Source organism: Xenorhabdus yunnanensis, from assembly GCF_028598805.1.
In the GTDB taxonomy this organism is placed as follows: Bacteria; Pseudomonadota; Gammaproteobacteria; order Enterobacterales; family Enterobacteriaceae; genus Xenorhabdus; species Xenorhabdus yunnanensis.
This window is the reverse complement of record NZ_JAQRFI010000022.1, coordinates 20,703-36,620: the sequence shown is the minus strand read 5'-3', so window position 1 is coordinate 36,620 and position 15,918 is coordinate 20,703. Positions and strand designations below refer to the sequence as shown.

General features: G+C 42.0%; 17 protein-coding genes. 9 read left to right on the top strand and 8 right to left on the bottom strand.

Annotated elements, in window-relative coordinates:
• Window positions 1-137 precede the first annotated feature (137 nt).
• The 9 genes from PSI23_RS11030 to PSI23_RS10990 all read left to right on the top strand — a co-directional run bounded on the left by PSI23_RS11030 (window position 138) and on the right by PSI23_RS10990 (window position 7,048).
• The gene (locus tag PSI23_RS11030) at window positions 138-707 is read left to right on the top strand and encodes a recombinase family protein (protein ID WP_273555132.1); all 570 of its coding nucleotides are present in this window, start codon (window positions 138-140) and stop codon (window positions 705-707) included.
• Window positions 708-1,014: 307 nt separating this feature from the next.
• On the top strand, window positions 1,015-2,100 hold the full coding sequence (locus PSI23_RS11025) for a Replication protein (RefSeq protein ID WP_273555131.1): 1,086 nt from the start codon (window positions 1,015-1,017) through the stop codon (window positions 2,098-2,100).
• Window positions 2,101-2,441: 341 nt separating this feature from the next.
• Window positions 2,442-2,705, top strand: coding sequence for a hypothetical protein (locus PSI23_RS11020; RefSeq protein ID WP_273555130.1), 264 nt, complete (start codon window positions 2,442-2,444; stop codon window positions 2,703-2,705).
• A 404-nt stretch (window positions 2,706-3,109) separates the two neighbouring features.
• The gene (locus PSI23_RS11015; protein ID WP_273555129.1) at window positions 3,110-3,268 is read left to right on the top strand and encodes a hypothetical protein; all 159 of its coding nucleotides are present in this window, start codon (window positions 3,110-3,112) and stop codon (window positions 3,266-3,268) included.
• 50 nt (window positions 3,269-3,318) lie between these two features.
• Window positions 3,319-3,705, top strand: coding sequence for a helix-turn-helix domain-containing protein (locus tag PSI23_RS11010; protein ID WP_273555128.1), 387 nt, complete (start codon window positions 3,319-3,321; stop codon window positions 3,703-3,705).
• 2 nt (window positions 3,706-3,707) lie between these two features.
• Window positions 3,708-4,994: a type I-E CRISPR-associated protein Cse1/CasA gene (locus PSI23_RS11005; protein ID WP_273555127.1), complete on the top strand. Its 1,287-nt coding sequence runs from the start codon at window positions 3,708-3,710 to the stop codon at window positions 4,992-4,994.
• 188 nt (window positions 4,995-5,182) lie between these two features.
• Window positions 5,183-5,389, top strand: coding sequence for a hypothetical protein (locus PSI23_RS11000; protein ID WP_273555126.1), 207 nt, complete (start codon window positions 5,183-5,185; stop codon window positions 5,387-5,389).
• A gap of 835 nt (window positions 5,390-6,224) precedes the next feature.
• Complete coding sequence (locus tag PSI23_RS10995; protein WP_273555125.1) at window positions 6,225-6,671, top strand: hypothetical protein; 447 nt, start codon at window positions 6,225-6,227, stop codon at window positions 6,669-6,671.
• 2 nt (window positions 6,672-6,673) lie between these two features.
• Window positions 6,674-7,048 (top strand): DUF3969 family protein, encoded by a 375-nt coding sequence (locus PSI23_RS10990; protein ID WP_273555124.1) that lies wholly within the window; start codon window positions 6,674-6,676, stop codon window positions 7,046-7,048.
• 150 nt (window positions 7,049-7,198) lie between these two features.
• Here the strand turns inward: PSI23_RS10990 and PSI23_RS10985 are convergent, their stop codons facing one another.
• The 8 genes from PSI23_RS10985 to PSI23_RS10950 all read right to left on the bottom strand — a co-directional run bounded on the left by PSI23_RS10985 (window position 7,199) and on the right by PSI23_RS10950 (window position 15,911).
• Window positions 7,199-7,456: a hypothetical protein gene (locus PSI23_RS10985; protein ID WP_273555123.1), complete on the bottom strand. Its 258-nt coding sequence runs from the start codon at window positions 7,454-7,456 to the stop codon at window positions 7,199-7,201.
• A gap of 286 nt (window positions 7,457-7,742) precedes the next feature.
• Entirely contained in the window at window positions 7,743-8,096 is a 354-nt protein-coding gene (locus PSI23_RS10980) for a hypothetical protein (protein WP_273555122.1), read from the bottom strand.
• Window positions 8,097-8,162: 66 nt separating this feature from the next.
• Window positions 8,163-8,714, bottom strand: coding sequence for a hypothetical protein (locus PSI23_RS10975; protein WP_273555121.1), 552 nt, complete (start codon window positions 8,712-8,714; stop codon window positions 8,163-8,165).
• Window positions 8,707-11,658: a DUF927 domain-containing protein gene (locus PSI23_RS10970; RefSeq protein WP_273555120.1), complete on the bottom strand. Its 2,952-nt coding sequence runs from the start codon at window positions 11,656-11,658 to the stop codon at window positions 8,707-8,709. The genes PSI23_RS10975 and PSI23_RS10970 overlap by 8 nt, the downstream gene beginning before the upstream one ends.
• Before the next feature lie 8 nt (window positions 11,659-11,666).
• Window positions 11,667-12,110, bottom strand: a complete 444-nt coding sequence (locus tag PSI23_RS10965; protein ID WP_273555119.1) for a hypothetical protein — start codon at window positions 12,108-12,110, stop codon at window positions 11,667-11,669.
• Between the two features lie 39 nt (window positions 12,111-12,149).
• The gene (locus PSI23_RS10960; RefSeq protein WP_273555118.1) at window positions 12,150-13,892 is read right to left on the bottom strand and encodes a hypothetical protein; all 1,743 of its coding nucleotides are present in this window, start codon (window positions 13,890-13,892) and stop codon (window positions 12,150-12,152) included.
• Window positions 13,893-13,902: 10 nt separating this feature from the next.
• Window positions 13,903-14,322, bottom strand: a complete 420-nt coding sequence (locus PSI23_RS10955) for a hypothetical protein (protein ID WP_273555117.1) — start codon at window positions 14,320-14,322, stop codon at window positions 13,903-13,905.
• A 2-nt stretch (window positions 14,323-14,324) separates the two neighbouring features.
• On the bottom strand, window positions 14,325-15,911 hold the full coding sequence (locus PSI23_RS10950) for a helicase-related protein (RefSeq protein WP_273555116.1): 1,587 nt from the start codon (window positions 15,909-15,911) through the stop codon (window positions 14,325-14,327).
• Window positions 15,912-15,918 lie beyond the last annotated feature (7 nt).

Sequence of the window (15,918 nt, the reverse complement as noted above, 5' to 3'; positions counted from 1 at the left end):
GAGGGAAAGGGGTTTTAATGTATTATTTGATGCTCAACAGTCTATCAAAAAGTGCAACTTATTTTTAATAGCGCATGAAATACGGTCGCAAAAAGACTATGATAAGTAATCAAATGTCTTTAGAGCGATGATAGATTATGGCAAAGATCGGGTATGCACGGGTCAGTTCAACAGGGCAAAGTTTAGATATTCAACTTGAAAAATTAGGCCAGGCTGACTGCAAACGGATTTATCAGGAAAAACGTAGTGGTCGGACAGCGCAGCGCCCGCAGTTTCAGGCATGTATGAATTATCTGCGTGACGGGGATACGTTGGTTGTGACAAAATTAGACCGTCTCGCCCGTTCTGTGACGCACTTGTCACAAATCGCTACCCGCTTTCAGGAAGAAAATATTGATCTCGTTGTCCTGGATCAAAATATTGATACCCGAACTTCGGCAGGTCGTTTGATGTTCAATATGCTGGCGTCTATTGCAGAATTCGAAAATGATTTACGCAGTGAACGTCAGGCGGAAGGGATAGCCAAAGCGATAGAAAAAGGTGTTAAATTCGGGCGTCCCGCAAAATTAAACGATACCATACGAAACGACATTTATATGCGCCGTCAGTCTGGAACCACAATAGGTACGTTGGCAAAGGAATTTGAACTTGGTGAAGCAACCATTTATCGGGTACTGAGTGCGTTTAAAAGCAGGGATGATGTGTAAAATTGGCAGGCTCTGATAAGGATAAATTGATCCTTATGCGTTAGAGTGCTAGAGTTAACAGACATTAATGTGTGTTTTTAAATCAGAATTTCTGGTCAGTCACGCCGAAAGGTGACTAAACAAAGTCAGTGGATGCAATTAACTGACTGATAAAAAGCAGAAACCCCATAATCTGGACTTATCTTGGCGGAGAAGACAGAGTTACGGGGCATCATAGAGCAGAAATCTTTTGTGGTTTCTGCATAGGAGTATAGAACGATGAGACTTCTATTGCAACTTTTTGATCGCCGCCATAAGTGCAGGGGTTGTGTATAAAGTTCAACACACCCTATCAGATTCTAATAATCCTATTCGTACCCTGCGTGGTGAGTCCAATGCCCTGCGAAAAGGGCAGTCCAAAATCCACCGGCGTAATACACCGAATCAAAACATTCAGGTTCCGAAGGGAACGCCTGCGCGCCTCGCTCGTACACTGAAAAGCCACGACTGGTGGCGGGATAGTGACCTAATTACCCTGCGACAAAAAGGGTATATACCTTATTCTGAGCGCAATAATGTCCATTTTACACGTAAGCCGATGCGTGTCCGTGCCCGCACGGAAAGCCGTGAGGCGATGACATCGCTCGCACTGGCATTAGTGGCACATGCCGATTTTTTCCCGGGCCATGATTACCTGTTTGAAGTGATGGTGCCCTTTGAATTTATCGCCAGTGCAATGGGGGTGCTGCATCAATATGAGAATGGGCGTAAAGCGTATGATACTGCCTTACACGCATTATCGGTCTTTGAACAAATGAAGCATATTGTTGTTCATCGGGATAAAGACCGTGACGCTGGACAAAATAAACCGGTGCGCATCTGGCTGACACCTGATTTTTTCATCTCTAAAGGCATTCCTCGTGAGGACATCCGGCAAAGCCTGATCAACTTTCAAAATTGGGCCGTTAATAGTGGTCAGCTTGAAAATCTGAATAAAAAATACCAGCGCCATTTATTACGCATGGAAAGGCTGGGGATTGATATCAAAAATAAACACGCCTTGTGTAAGCTCCTAAAAAACATAAAACGCTCTGTTGTTGCTCCTGATTTACTGGAACAAAAAGCGAAAGCCATCAAACATATTGAAGACACAATTGATGTTTTGGATAAGCCTAAATCAGAGAATCTGGAAGCGGAACTGAATTATACTCAGGGGGCGCTCTCACGCTTACAGAAAAAAAATAAACCCACTCAACCTTACTGGAATTTGTTTGTTAAGTGGCAATACACAACAACACCGGTGGCCGTTTACATTGCCCGGAACAAATTAAAGACACAGCACCCGCATTTAACAGAAAATTCAGAACAATTTTATCGTCTCTTGCTTGAACAGGAAGGTGTCATACTCACCTAACCCGATTGTTTAATTGCCATATTAAATGAAACCGTGCGCAGGCGCGGTTTTTCCGTTGATTTTACCCATAATTAGCTCGTTTTTTGTTCAAGTGAAACATGAGCGCTCCCAACGATTGTGTCATTTTTTTCTCTTAAAAGAGATCATCGGTCTTAACACTCGCCGATTGGATAATAAATCCTCATTTAATTTCGAACAACTACCCGTGAATATAGTTAATTTCGAAATTTATTTCTGAACAAAAAAGCCTTATAAATAAGGATTAACATCACGTTGGGCCTCTAAATAAAGGCCACAACGCGAGATAGTTAGTCCTTTTCACTACGTTCAAAGGAAAAACAGTGACAATTGATGCAAAAGGAAACAAAAAGAAGAAAGGACTTCGCTTACAGCGGCTAACGCCGCGCCACTCAGAAAAAACTATAGAAAATAAGATCTTACTACAATTTAACCTCAAAACCAAAGCGGCCAAATCATCATCTAAGACGCTATACTATCGAATACCAGCATGTTCCGTGCTGTGGGTTCGCTCCGCTCACAGCTTAGCAGAGGTATTGGTGCCCAATTCAGCGAAAAGTTCCACGAATTCAGATAAATTATTTTAAATCATGTGGTTATATTTAAATTACGCAAGCCACAAGGGGAAAAAACAAAATTAGGGACGAGGCTAAGTAACACTTCTTCCGTGAGATTGGGCACCTCTCGTGATAACTGGTAAATCAGTGCGTTTTTAAAAACCCTGAACATCAAAGCAATACCTATATTTGAAATGTAGGTGCTAATTGTATCAAAAATAATTTATAAGTTTATAACTGTATAATATTAAACGAGTAATTTTACAGTGTAGACAAAAATTAGCTCTTCACGTTCAGTTTACAACTTTATTGTCACCCCATAAGTAGATTATTCACTAATCTATATTGACCTACTTTATAGGTCATTATATACTGTAGTTATGGTAAGGGAATTAGCCCGACCAATATCCAACAAACCACTAGAGGATTCAAATATGTTCAATTCAATCAATGATGCTAAAACCTATTTAACTAACTGCGGCTGGGTTAACGCTATCGATATCGAGCGTGAAGACGAAATAATCGAAGATCTGTATCGCAATGCAGAAAACGATGAAAGCGCTAATGCTATCGTAGAAAAATATCTGGTTTAAATAACATAATGCCCTGCATAAGCGGGGCTATTTTTTATGGAGATTAATTCATGGATAACCGAGAAAAATTAATTGCAATTGGTGAAAAAGTTTTCGGTAAACAATGGCAGTCCCCCATGTCTCGCCTTTTAGGTGTAGATTCTCGCGCAGTTCGACGCTATGTCTCTGGCGATTCACGCCCCCCCATGACATATCGATTAATCGAGGCATTAGAGAAAAAACAACGTGAAATAAACGAGGCGATAGCACTCGCTCAATCTGACCTTATATCAGGTGACGATGCCACTATTGAGGTTATTGACTCTATAGTTTCTCAGTACACCTACGAGGATGAGCATTATAGAAAAGGTGCATTTGATGCTGTAAATAATTCCATTTATGAGGAAACCTACCTCTCTGATTTACACCAAGCCGCTAAAAAATACGCTCAGGAGTAATTATGGATTTATTGAATGATAAATGGGTTCCTGTAATGCAGAATGGGGAATTTACCCGCATCACAATAGATGAGGCAATAAACTTACCTCTCTCACATCTGGCGTTTAGCCGATTTGAATTTCACTTTGCTTTTTTATTGCTCATTATCGGGATTAAGAAATATCCGTATAAATCCTGGTCGGTCTTAAGTGAATCTGAACGATTTATGCAGGATTCAAGAGCACAAAGCGGTAATCTAAAACCAATAGGTCTATTGTTGTTAAACTCACCCAGTGAAATTGGCATAAAAAATAACACAGACCATTTCGTCAAACGGAATAATTGCCAACAAATGTGCGTACCCTGCGCCACCATTGCATTATATACCAAAACCCAATTTGTCAGCGCGGGTGGCGTAGGACTCCGCGCTGGTATGTATTTCAATACCGTAACATATTTTATTGAAAAAGAGACGCTGGGAGAAACCATAAAAATCAATACATCGGGTAGTAAAGATACCTCAATTTATTTCTCTACTCCAAACTACTATTGGCTGGATTCATCAAGCCCCACTCATGGAGAGTGCTCAATATGTGGAAACAATACTCATGTCATTACTTATTTCTGGCAAAAAGGTAAACCAGAGAGTGAAAAGCTAATTTATGAACCCACACCACACAATGCACGAACAATAAATAGCAAACGTTTCATGGTTCCTCCTGTATCATCTGAAATCAGTATCATTGATGGATGTTCAAGAGGAAGTTATCGAGCCATACCGCCAGAAGTAGTATCGAGCAATGCTACGATTGGTGACAACATCATTGCACTCAATATATTTTCTGAAAAAGCCAAATTAATTAAATTGTCAGCTCATAAATTCAAATTAAGAGAAAAATTTGAATGGACTCCGATTCAACTCTGTGTAGAGGCAGTTTTAAAAATGAATATAGGTGGCTTAAATCCAGATTTTGAATCCACTCTTGCTGGAGAAGTTTATCATAATATTTCAAATAATATTTTATACTGTGGTTATAACGAATTTCGCTCCAGTCTCAACGTATTGGATATGTACTGCCCTAATTCTCCTGATCAGAATGGAAATCCACTCCAATTTATGAAAAAAATGAAAATTTTTGAGCACTATCACTCAGAAATAAAAAAATTTAATAAAGTCAGGCTAGCAAGGGAATTTAAGCAGCAGCGACTAAAGCAAATAAATCAAGAAAAAGCCATATCATTGCTATATGAATTTGGGCTGACGCTTGATGATTTAGCAGATTTAATATCAAGTGAGCCTCACCCCTAGGAAATTGGGCGTATCGAACGGACGCTGTTTATGTTTGAAGGTTGGCTTGCTTAAATCTATCCGGCGTCATGATAGGGGTCCGCTTGGAATTCGGAAATTATCCCACGTTAAGAGTTTTGAGCTTAACGGGTGATTTCGTTTCAGTGAGCGCAACCCCCTGACCGTAAAGTGTGTACGGAACAATCAGGATGTCCGTTAATGGTTTTGCTTACATTCAGGTAAATCCTCCGCAAGGGTTTCATGGGAATATTGGTAACCTCAATGCCGCTAGAGCGCTTCCCGCAGACAGTGTTTTAACCATTCGAATAAATTCACGCTATGTAAAACAAGCGCAACGTGAAGGGCTTAAATTGAGCGAATGGGTATTGAAATACTTAAATGCAGCTAGCGAGTAATAAGAAACTAAAAAACCTACCCCCGTACCTACGGGGAACAACTTTCTATTATTGCTCAATCAAGTTTTCCGTAAATTGGATGATCATTTTTACTAGCTGAAATTCCTACGTCACTGAAATAAAATCTGTATTTTTCACGCCCTCTATCTAATTTCTGAGTGACCAAAACCTTAATTGCATGGTGTTTTCTATTAATTTCTGTGTGGTATGTTACTGTAACAGAGAGATTTTTTTTTCTCGTCCTCGCTAAGTTTGCGAGATAATATATCGTGAATCTCATAGTTCAAATCATTACAGAACTCGGTTCTTCTATTGATATTGGTTATTCGCATAGTGTATTCCTCTGTATTCCTCTGTATTCCTCTGTATTTATCCGTAATAGAATTTAATTTACAGTATATGCATCGTTCTATGATCCGGCAATGATGAACATCACTATATTAAAAACAATTACCCACTATTATCGTCAACGGCGTGGAGCCTGCTGATATCGCTCACGGCTTAGCAAGGAAGGGGGGATCTTGCTCCTTATCAGAGGACATCTGGTCAAATGAAGCCAAACCACATTCCAATCCATCTACCCATTCCCAAAGGAAACACATGTATATCGACAATAATCCACCCAATTTAAAGTTTTGTAAAACTTTGCTTATCGATTTTATTTTAATTCATCTATTAAGCCCTTAAAAAGTGATTTAAATTATGAATATGTAGATTTACCAATTAAATTCATTTATATATTCATGAATTAACGACGATAATGTACCGTATAAAAATCATACCATCTATGCTATTTAGTTAAATCCGATTAATCATACTTAGGATTTTAACTGTAATGAAACGCATTTCGAAAATTTTATGCAGTCTTTTATTAATGGCTTTTTCATTCTCCGGACATACCTTTCAGGTACAAGAGAATGTAATCGATACTCTTCACCCCACTGTTCAACTAGTACATCTGCATCAAAACTTTGATAAGATTAATTTAGATGTTCTTGGCGACATAAAACCCAGTGATATTAAATATGTTTATAATTCAATTAAGGATGCTCCAAAATACCCTAAAGGATTTAAAGCAGTTCAAAATGGGACAGGTAAATTTATTATTAAAAATAAGTTATTATTAAATAAACTAAGAGTGCTTTACCCGGGTAAGTGGTATAAAGTATATAAAAATGGTTATAATTCCTCGCTTAAACGGGTATCTATTCATTTTTTCCAACATGAAAGTGGTAAAGTTTTTGATGTAAAAGTGATCAATAAATGGAGTACATGGGGGTAAATATGATCCTTTATTATGGTCTTGATGAGAGATATGCAGAAAAATTTTTTAGCCTTTTAATCTTAGGTATAGTGCATTCTCTGGATAAAAAACTCATCTCTATTGATGAGGCAGAAGGTTATATCTTCACACCTTCTGTACTTGGTTTACTCAAAGAAATCAAAGCGACTAAGGAATTAAATGATATTGTTGAAGCCGGGTGTCTACTAGAGGATATTGCTAATTTAGCACCTGAAGGATGGCAGAACCATATTGATGAATTAATTAAAAAAACATCGTTTGTGATTAAAAATAGCAAAGATGTGGGTATAAATGTCTTGAACCGAAGAGAAATCAAACTGGTTGGTGTTGATAGACCTCCCACCGATTGGTCATAAATCATCATACAATTTATACTAGCAATAATGGCCTATTCCGTCGATGGATAGGCCATTATTCTATCTGACAGCATCTTATACCTCTTCTAGGCTTTAACAGCTAATGAAATTAATTATATTTATGCTGTTTTAGTTTGTTTTTTAGATAGTTCATCTGAGTATCTCGTTTAAATCAATAAGCATTTCTGAGTTCTGTGAAGAGGTCGTCACATGAATCACCGGCCCAGAAACCAGATGTGCAGCATCAAATTTTCCACTCACCCAACAGGCATCTTCTATCGCTTCTTTTGGTGACATACCATGATCAAGATTACTGTATACCCGTGATGTTATTTGTGCATCACCAATCACGATCCGTTGTTTTGGTACGGGAAAAAAAGGAACAGAAAGTCCTGACGTCAACCACATATAATTCTGTTTTTCAGGGATAATGGGGCACCGTGGGAATTTCTGCAACAATACACGGTAACAAAAGCTGGCTCACAGAAATTCAAGGAGTTAGCCAGATCCGATCCTAAACATTCGAGGTTATGCTGAATCTGAAATGTACGGAAAACGTCAGAAGTCAGTTTGTCGTACCATTCGACTATCCGATGGTGTTTGTCACATACAAAAACACCGTATTTGGGCGAGAATATTCCTCTCGCTAGCCCTTGAACGGAAAACAGGTGATTTCCGTCAGGCTGAAAATCGCTTAGCGGGTGTTATTGCAGAAATGACCACGGAACCCCATAATTAATATATTTCCTGTATCCGCATCATCATCGTCTCGTAAATGTGCTAACAATTCTTTGCGGGTTTGTTCACAAAAATTCATTCCACCACACATATAGGCATGAATAATCGCATAACCTATTGATGGATTACCGACAAAACCAGCCAACCCGTGTTCATGAAATAGCACTTCACTCGCATTAGGTCGGTTATTATTTGCGCAATTCAGATTGTAAGTGAAAATTTTTTGAACCGTCATGCGATGATAGTTATCAACACAAAGGGAATCAGCATACAAACGATTTTCTTGGGCGTCGTAGATCACAACACTCATCGTGGTTTATCCTTTTTCATCGGTCGCTCCTCACCGCTTGCGGTGAGAAGTCGCGTGAATTAATCACTACACACTGGGCCATAGCTCAGTAAATTCCTGGTAAATGTGCATAGCCAACGTCATATTCTGCAGCCGTTTGGCATTTTTACTTCTGGCTACTGCACGCGATTGTAACATTGCATAGAGATCATCCAGTTTTTGGTCGAATTCAACCGCATCAATATCTTTCAATACGTGCATATAATTCACGACTCCGGCGGTCACAAGACGCGGAGTCTTTAATGGCTGTTGTCGTGCTAATGAGGTCAGCAATTGCGTCATAACCTGAGCATTAAACGAAGATTTGGGTTGAACGGTCGCATCCGGCATAACCGGTGGTTTTGTCGGTATCTCTGGTACGGATGACGGCGGATAGTTTACCGCAACGGCGACATCTTCCGTGGCAGAACGTAATACTGCAGCCTGTGTTTCTAACTGTTCCGACTTCTGCAATATATCAGACGAGACATACGGTTGTTTATTCCGGGGAGCTTTGCTTTGCTTCGGCTCAATCGGGACCTCCTGCAGGATATCGGCAGACGGGATCACTGATTTTTTTCGTGTCGATGGTTTAGTCATTTGTTTCTCCTCTCAGATCAAGTTCCCAAACATTGGGCCTTTTTGATTTTACCGGAATACTTGTGACACCTTCCAGCATATGCTTACGGGTATCTCGTGCACGCAATAGCTTCATGTGCTCTTTAAACAGGTCAAAAGGATAGTTATTACTCTCACACCAGCGCCGTGCAAAACCTTTATTAATAAATAACTTATGACTGTAATTTTCCTGACGCAAGCCGAGTTCTTTCGAGGGTAGCTGGTTCGACATAATGGGGGTATTCGCTGATCTGATTTCCAGACGGTTCTCAAATGTGGCAGAAATAAAGTGTTCAAAGATACTCGTCGGTGTGATTTTATCCTGCTCGATGTTGACACGTATCCTCTCTAACTGTTCTTTCACGGCGGTCATTACTCGAGCCACATCAAAATCCCATGCACCCAACTCTTTACCAATAATTAATCCCGCGATCCCCAGTGAGACTGTCCATGTCCAGTAACGTTCTTTTTGTGTAAAATCAAAAAACTCCTGACATTCTCGACTCACGTCTTCACATAGCTTTTTCACCAGAGCAATGTTACGCATGAGGTTTCGTAACCAGAGTCTCCCTGTCGCACCTGAATGTATCGTGCGGGCTAACATAAATGTTTGCTCAACGAAGTCTTTGTTCTCGTTGTTCCTCCCCCATAGGCTTGGTAGATTGCTCATGTCGAGTTCGATAACACGGGCGTTTAAAGCCTCGGACAGTGCATTCATGTTTACCAGTTGTTGTGTCAGTGATAAGTTTCCTGTTGACAAAACCGCCATAGTCCAGGAACCATTATTTTCCTGTAAACGGTTCGTATTGGGTAATCCTCTGTCCTTATCCCGGCCTTGTGTTACGGAGTAAACAAAATCCGTCAGTTCTTTACCCTGACGTTCGGTGATTTCATCAATGAACATTGTGATGGCATTTAATTCACCCAGTCGCCGATAGAGTGCAACCGCTGTGTCGCGTGTCAGACCTTCAATACCACTGCCTCCATCTACTTGATGACGCCCCCAAATAGATACCGCCAAGCGGGCAGACGTTGTTTTTCCGACACCTGATTTCGTTGCATAACTATGGACAAGGCAACCCTGGACTCCCATTAATTTAAATAATGGGGCTGAAAAACTCACGCCCATTAAAAATTGTGTCAGCTCCATATCCGGCACATTAATTAAATCCATCGCTTTACGAAAACCGGCTACGGACGCATCCTCACTCATGCGAAAGGCTTTATCCATACTGCCCCCATTATTCGCCAGTATCATTGGTCGTACAGAACCATCCACTCGAAACTCTGTATTACCCAACAGAAAAGCAGACATGTCTTCTGTCCAGCCATAATGTTGGTGCTGCTTATCAGCGGCCCGTACATCGGCTGCCTGCTCTGCGGTTCGACGTAAAAAGGTCATAAGATTTCCCCATTGCCCTTTTGAGGTGACCGTGACACCATGTTTACTTAATAAGCCCTGCAAACTCTGATCTTTGGGTAACTCTGATACAGGCAATTCAAATACCCGTGCCGGATCGTGTGGCATCGTAACCTGCATCACAAACGATTCGCCGTTCTGCGGCGAATAAACCCGGTTAAGGAACAAAAGCGGATATTTATAGATTAATATTTCTTTTCCATCTGCCTCTTTTGCCCGTTTCCAGATCCCCGAACCCATCGCGTTTGAAGCAATTTTATAATCACGGTGGAATGGTAACGGCTGTTCCGTTATCTCCGCGACCTGTTTGCTAAGTAATGTAATTGAGGGGAGTTGGCCGTCCTGTATCGTTACCTGACGTGCTTGCGGAATATGGTTAATAATGGACTTTAATTCTTCTTCGGAGGCTTCTTCAATGACTTTGCCAAGTACAATGGGTGAACGAATTTTGCCCCAATGGGGGCAATCACGACAGACATCCGGGTTGAGACGACTGAACATGTCGCAGGTGTAAGGTTTATCTATCACGGACTGCGCTTTAAATTCCGTTTCTGTAACGGAGTAAGTTGGATACTGATCTGAGATTTTATGTATCCACTCCTCACCATCAAAGCAATTTATCGCAATGGATAAGGCACCCCGCCATGTCGGTTCGTCTGTGGTACTTTGTTGTTCATAACATAAGGCGAGTTGGTCACAGCCTCCTGGTTTGGGATTTGTACTGCCTATATCACATCGTGCGATGATCTGAGCAAACGAAAATGATTTCTTTTGCACACCCCATACCGCATCCTGAAAATCATTTTCATCTTGAAGAAAATCGGGCATCGCCCCCAGACTATTCGATTGTGGTTGTACATAAGGTAATACTTCCTGCATTTCGGCAAGAGAATAGGGTGTGGACTCGGTGGCTATAATACGGACGGCATTACCACTTTTGGTATGTCGTGTCCCCGGAACGCGTAAAATACCGCTAATGCGCATACTTGCGCCGGCGTCCATTTTTAAACCGTGTGTGTGGACGAGTTGTTCTAAACCACCATGCAGTATGCGCCATTGTTCCGGCGACACCGGTTTATCCAGTATCCAATAAATATGTAAACCTTCACCACTGGCAATAACATAGTTTGGTTGCCACATATCCGCGTCAACGAGCCATTGGGAAAACGCAGCATGGGCCATTTCAAAACTGGGATAGGCCCACTTTGGGTGTTTCTCGTATTTTTCTTTCCCTGCATCAATATCTAGCCATAGGGATTTAACTTCCTGTACATGATCATCCCGACGTCCTGCATATTCCGTTCCTTTTGTGTTAAAGGAAGACATGGCAAAGTATAAGTCCGTCTCTCCTGATTCATGCTGCTGAATAAATCTGGCAACATTACCATTTCGGATATTGATCCAGTAGTTACGAACTTCTTTACCTGTCGCCATCCGAGGATTCTTTTTAATGGTTACAAGAACCGTTTCACCCTCTGGAGGAACAACCGACGTTAAGAAGTCCATACGGTGCCTTATAGGTTAATACTATTTTTAATCAATGATTGAATGTTTTTTAATCCAATTACATCCCAGTCGCGTTTTGAATCGTCGAAGGGAAGTTCACCGCCGTCATTGAGATCCTTAGCCCAGGTACTGTCATTTTTCAGTTCTTCTAACGTGTACTGGTATTTCAATGCTGTTTGCACTTTTTCAGCAAAGGCTAAAAGAATATTGGGATAGACCGTCTTAGGACTGCACGGTAATGCGCCAACGGCATCTATTTCCGTTAACACCATAATCGCTAAACGCACTTCATCGGTATATTTAGCCTGATACGCTGACGTATTGACAAGACGTCCAATCTGGGACGCTGACATATTGGGTAAGAGATAACCCAACGTTTTATTGTTGATACCCAACTTTACCGCAAGTTCTGTAAGTTCCAAAGATAACGTAGCCTCTGACATCTCTGACATTCTCGTCTCCTTAATGCCATTATTGGATCACTGATACTATTAATCGTTATTTTGTAACAACGCCGCGTTCAAAGCCGCCTCCATTTCAGGGGATAATAGGCCACCTTTACTTCGAGTCTTGGGTTGTTCATCATCAGGTGCTTCCGCAGCTTGTTGTTGTGCAGCACGTAATCCCGGTGAAACATTCGAGAAAGTTTCTTCGGCATCTGTTGCTTCGACGACAGATGCACGACGACTGACTCGTTGTTGTGTTGGGGTGTTAACGTCTGCAGATCCCTGTTCTGTTGCTGAGGGCGTAACCGCTGCACCCCGCGTCCGTGTCATTCCTGCCGAACTGGTTTGTGTCGGAGCGTCGTGACGACGACGCCCTAGTACTGCTGACGAGTCCGCAGGGGTATTTCGGGTACGTGTCTGAGTGGACTGATCTAGATTTGAAACGGTATCCTGTGATGCTGATTCGTTACGCCTACTGCGTGTACGTACAGTATTATCTTGTGTTCTTGACGTATCCTGTGGTGTATTCACGGCACTTCGGTTGCGTGTGCGTACATTATTTTCCTGAGCGTCTGATGTATTTTGCATTTCTGTAACAGGTGTTCGGTTACGTGTACGACCTGCGACTGAGCCATTTTCCAGCCGATTGGCTTCCGCCGTGCGTCTTGCCAGCGCTTCCGACTGACGACGCTCTTCGGCCAAGCGCTGTTCTTCTGCGATACGGCGTTCCTCTGCAACACGGCGTTCTTCCGCTAATCGCGCTTCATACTGTTGATAATCGGCTAACGTAACTTCTTCTATACCACCTGTTTCAACGGGTAAGTTTGTCCCCGGCTGTAACATGACAATCGTTTCCGTCTCGGTACTCTGCCAGTAAGTGGGTACGTTATCGGTGATGGGATTGTCATAGAAAAGAATTTCACCTGTAAAGGGATCTACTGTCTCCTGTCCCGTATTAACCGATTCAGTATTGCGCACCGGCGTATGGGCCGCTGGTGTTTGCAAATGGGCTGGCATTTGTCCGAATCCTTCTGTACTCAGTTGTTCTGCTTGTTCCGCATCCAGAACACCCAGCCGCAGTACACGGTCAAGTTCATCAGATTCAATCAGTTTTCGTACCTGTTGGTATTCTTCGGAATCGGCAACGTATCCTTTGGGTTTCATCACAATACGTTTATGTTCTGAGTAAGGATCGACGTAAAGCTGAATCCAGGCTTTCGATGGATCTAATTTCTGTTTCCTAAACCAGTTTACGAGAGCATTTAGTCCCATATAACCATCGGCATTGGGTTTTTCTCCAAAGATAGCTGTTGATGATAAATTCACCTGAAAAATGGTATCCCACGTACTGTCATTTTCCCCCGGTGTCCAAACGGCAATTGATTGCCGGTAACGACATGCTCTTGATTCGCCATTTATGCCAGAGCCGGGGAGATTTTGTGGACATAAATCACAGCGCGTACACTGCTTACGTTTCGCATCGGCAGCAGGCGTAATATTATCGTTAGAGTAACAATCGGGGGTTTCTTTACTGCCTTCAACATACGTATCACGATAAAATGTGCGTCCTACCTTTGATGGCCGCAGCATGACAACGGTCATAGGCTGCAGAGGTTGTGACTGTGCGACCAGATTCGGGCCAATAAACGCCTGCAATATGTGTCCTTTCATTTTAATACGGGCAAAGCTGGACAGCCCTACGTCATCCCAGTGAGAACTCAGTCCGTCGTGCTCATCGCGCAAATGCGCGGGTAAATTATGATCAAAGGTCACGATAGAATTATTCATAAGGAATTCCTTATTTCGCGGGTTTGAATTGTATGTGTTGTCGTGTAAATGCCTTTAATCCAGGTGGCAGGGCATCACCATGTTGTTTTCTATACGCTTCCACGCGTGGTTTTGATACGTTCTTACTGAAAAAAGATAAGTCCTGATTGGTAACAATAAAATCTCCCCAGGCATCCAAATCCTGCACACTGTATTCCACCGTCGTTTTTAAGAGAACCTTACCTAATTCCGTATCTAATGAATGAATTTTCTCATTTTGCATCCGTTTTTGAACTTCGTAATACAGGACGCGTAATTGGTCATCAATGCTTTTTGTTTCCCCTATCATTGCCGCCTTGTGCATGGCTTCAATGGCTTCTTTCTGTTGCATTAATTGAATATGGGCTGAGGCCAATTGCGCTGTTGATATACCGATAAAAGGATCACTCATCGTTAGTCCCCCTGGTTGTCTTTTAAGAGACTCCTGTAAATATCTAGCAATGTTAATTGAGCATCGGCGCGTCCTGCAATTATGTCATAAAGCTGTTTTTCCCGTTGATCACCCCAAATTTCGGTTACCGTCATATGTCGCGTCTGTCCGTTACGTTCCATTCGGGCATTAGCCTGTAAATACACTTCGGTACTGCTATACGGTGCAAACCAAATTGTATGGCTCGCTTCCGTTAATGTGACTCCGTGTGCAAATGCAGAGGGTACGCCCACAATCACTTGCATTTTTTCTTTCACATCATTCTGAAAACTGTCGAAGATTTTTTGACGTGCTGTCTTACTGATCCCGCCGTGTATGATTCCCACTGCAATATTTTTACGATGCAGATAACGGGCAATCATATCAACGGCGGCGCGGAATGGCGCAAAAATAATTACTTTTCCTTCTTCGCTGTGAATAATTTCCAGACATTCGTTCAACCTCTTAGTGGGTTTCATTTCAACCACTTTGCCATTTTCAGAGAGCACCGCACCACAACAAATCTGTACCACTTTATTCAACAGAATAGCCTGATTATCACCCGTGATATTTTCACCTGCCAAATTAACCATCTGCTGAACGCGTAACATCTTAATCGCTGCATTTTGTACTGATGTTAATGGCAAATAACGCGATTCATACGAAATCGGTGGCAAATCAAGACAATCCCGTGTACGAATTCGGATCGCCGGTTGCATGTACTTTGCAACAGTATTCTGCCAACCATTCAGGGGAAGCCGTTTGAACTTGTTGACTTTCCACGTTGTTAAATTTTCCCACCAGTAGATATTCGGCACCGTATTACCAAAACCCTCAAACATACAAATCTGGCCGAACGCATCTTTTGGCCCCATTGGCGTCGGTGTTCCTGTCATTTGCCACGCATACGTGGCATTACGCACAAGGGGATAGACCAACATCCATAAATCCGTTTCCCTGTTCTTTATTTTAGTACTCTCATCCAGAATAATCAGGTCGTAATTATTCTGAATAAATTTGTCATGAAGTCCTTCCAGAGCTTCGTAATTCGTAATGTGAAAAGGCGCAGCCGAGGCGACCTGCTCTTGTTTCTTTTTTATCGTTCCTTCAATCACCGTAAAATCCGCCACGCCGAACAGTAACTTAGCAGCGGTTGGCTGCCACGCATCCAATAAGATCGAAGCCCGGCAAAGTACCAGAATTTTTTTTACTAATCCGAGGGTATACAGATAATGCGCGGCCCAGATACCAATAGCCGTTTTTCCCGTTCCCGTACCGGCAAAACAATAGGCTTTTTTTCTAAGACATAAAAAATCAGCACACACAATCTGGTGCTGATACGGACGAAAATTATTAGGGGCAGGCCAATTATAATCCCGATAAATAGGACTGACAGCGGGTAAATTGGCCAATGCCAGGAGTGCTGCATTATGATAGTTCCATTTATAGGCAACGGTATTTTGACCCAGATCAATAAGTTCTTCGGGATTTAACACGCGTGCGCGTTCTAGCTCTTGTTCAGATCCCTGAATGACGAGCGCCCGTTGCTGGTAGAGTTGCAACGTTGCCATCATTCAA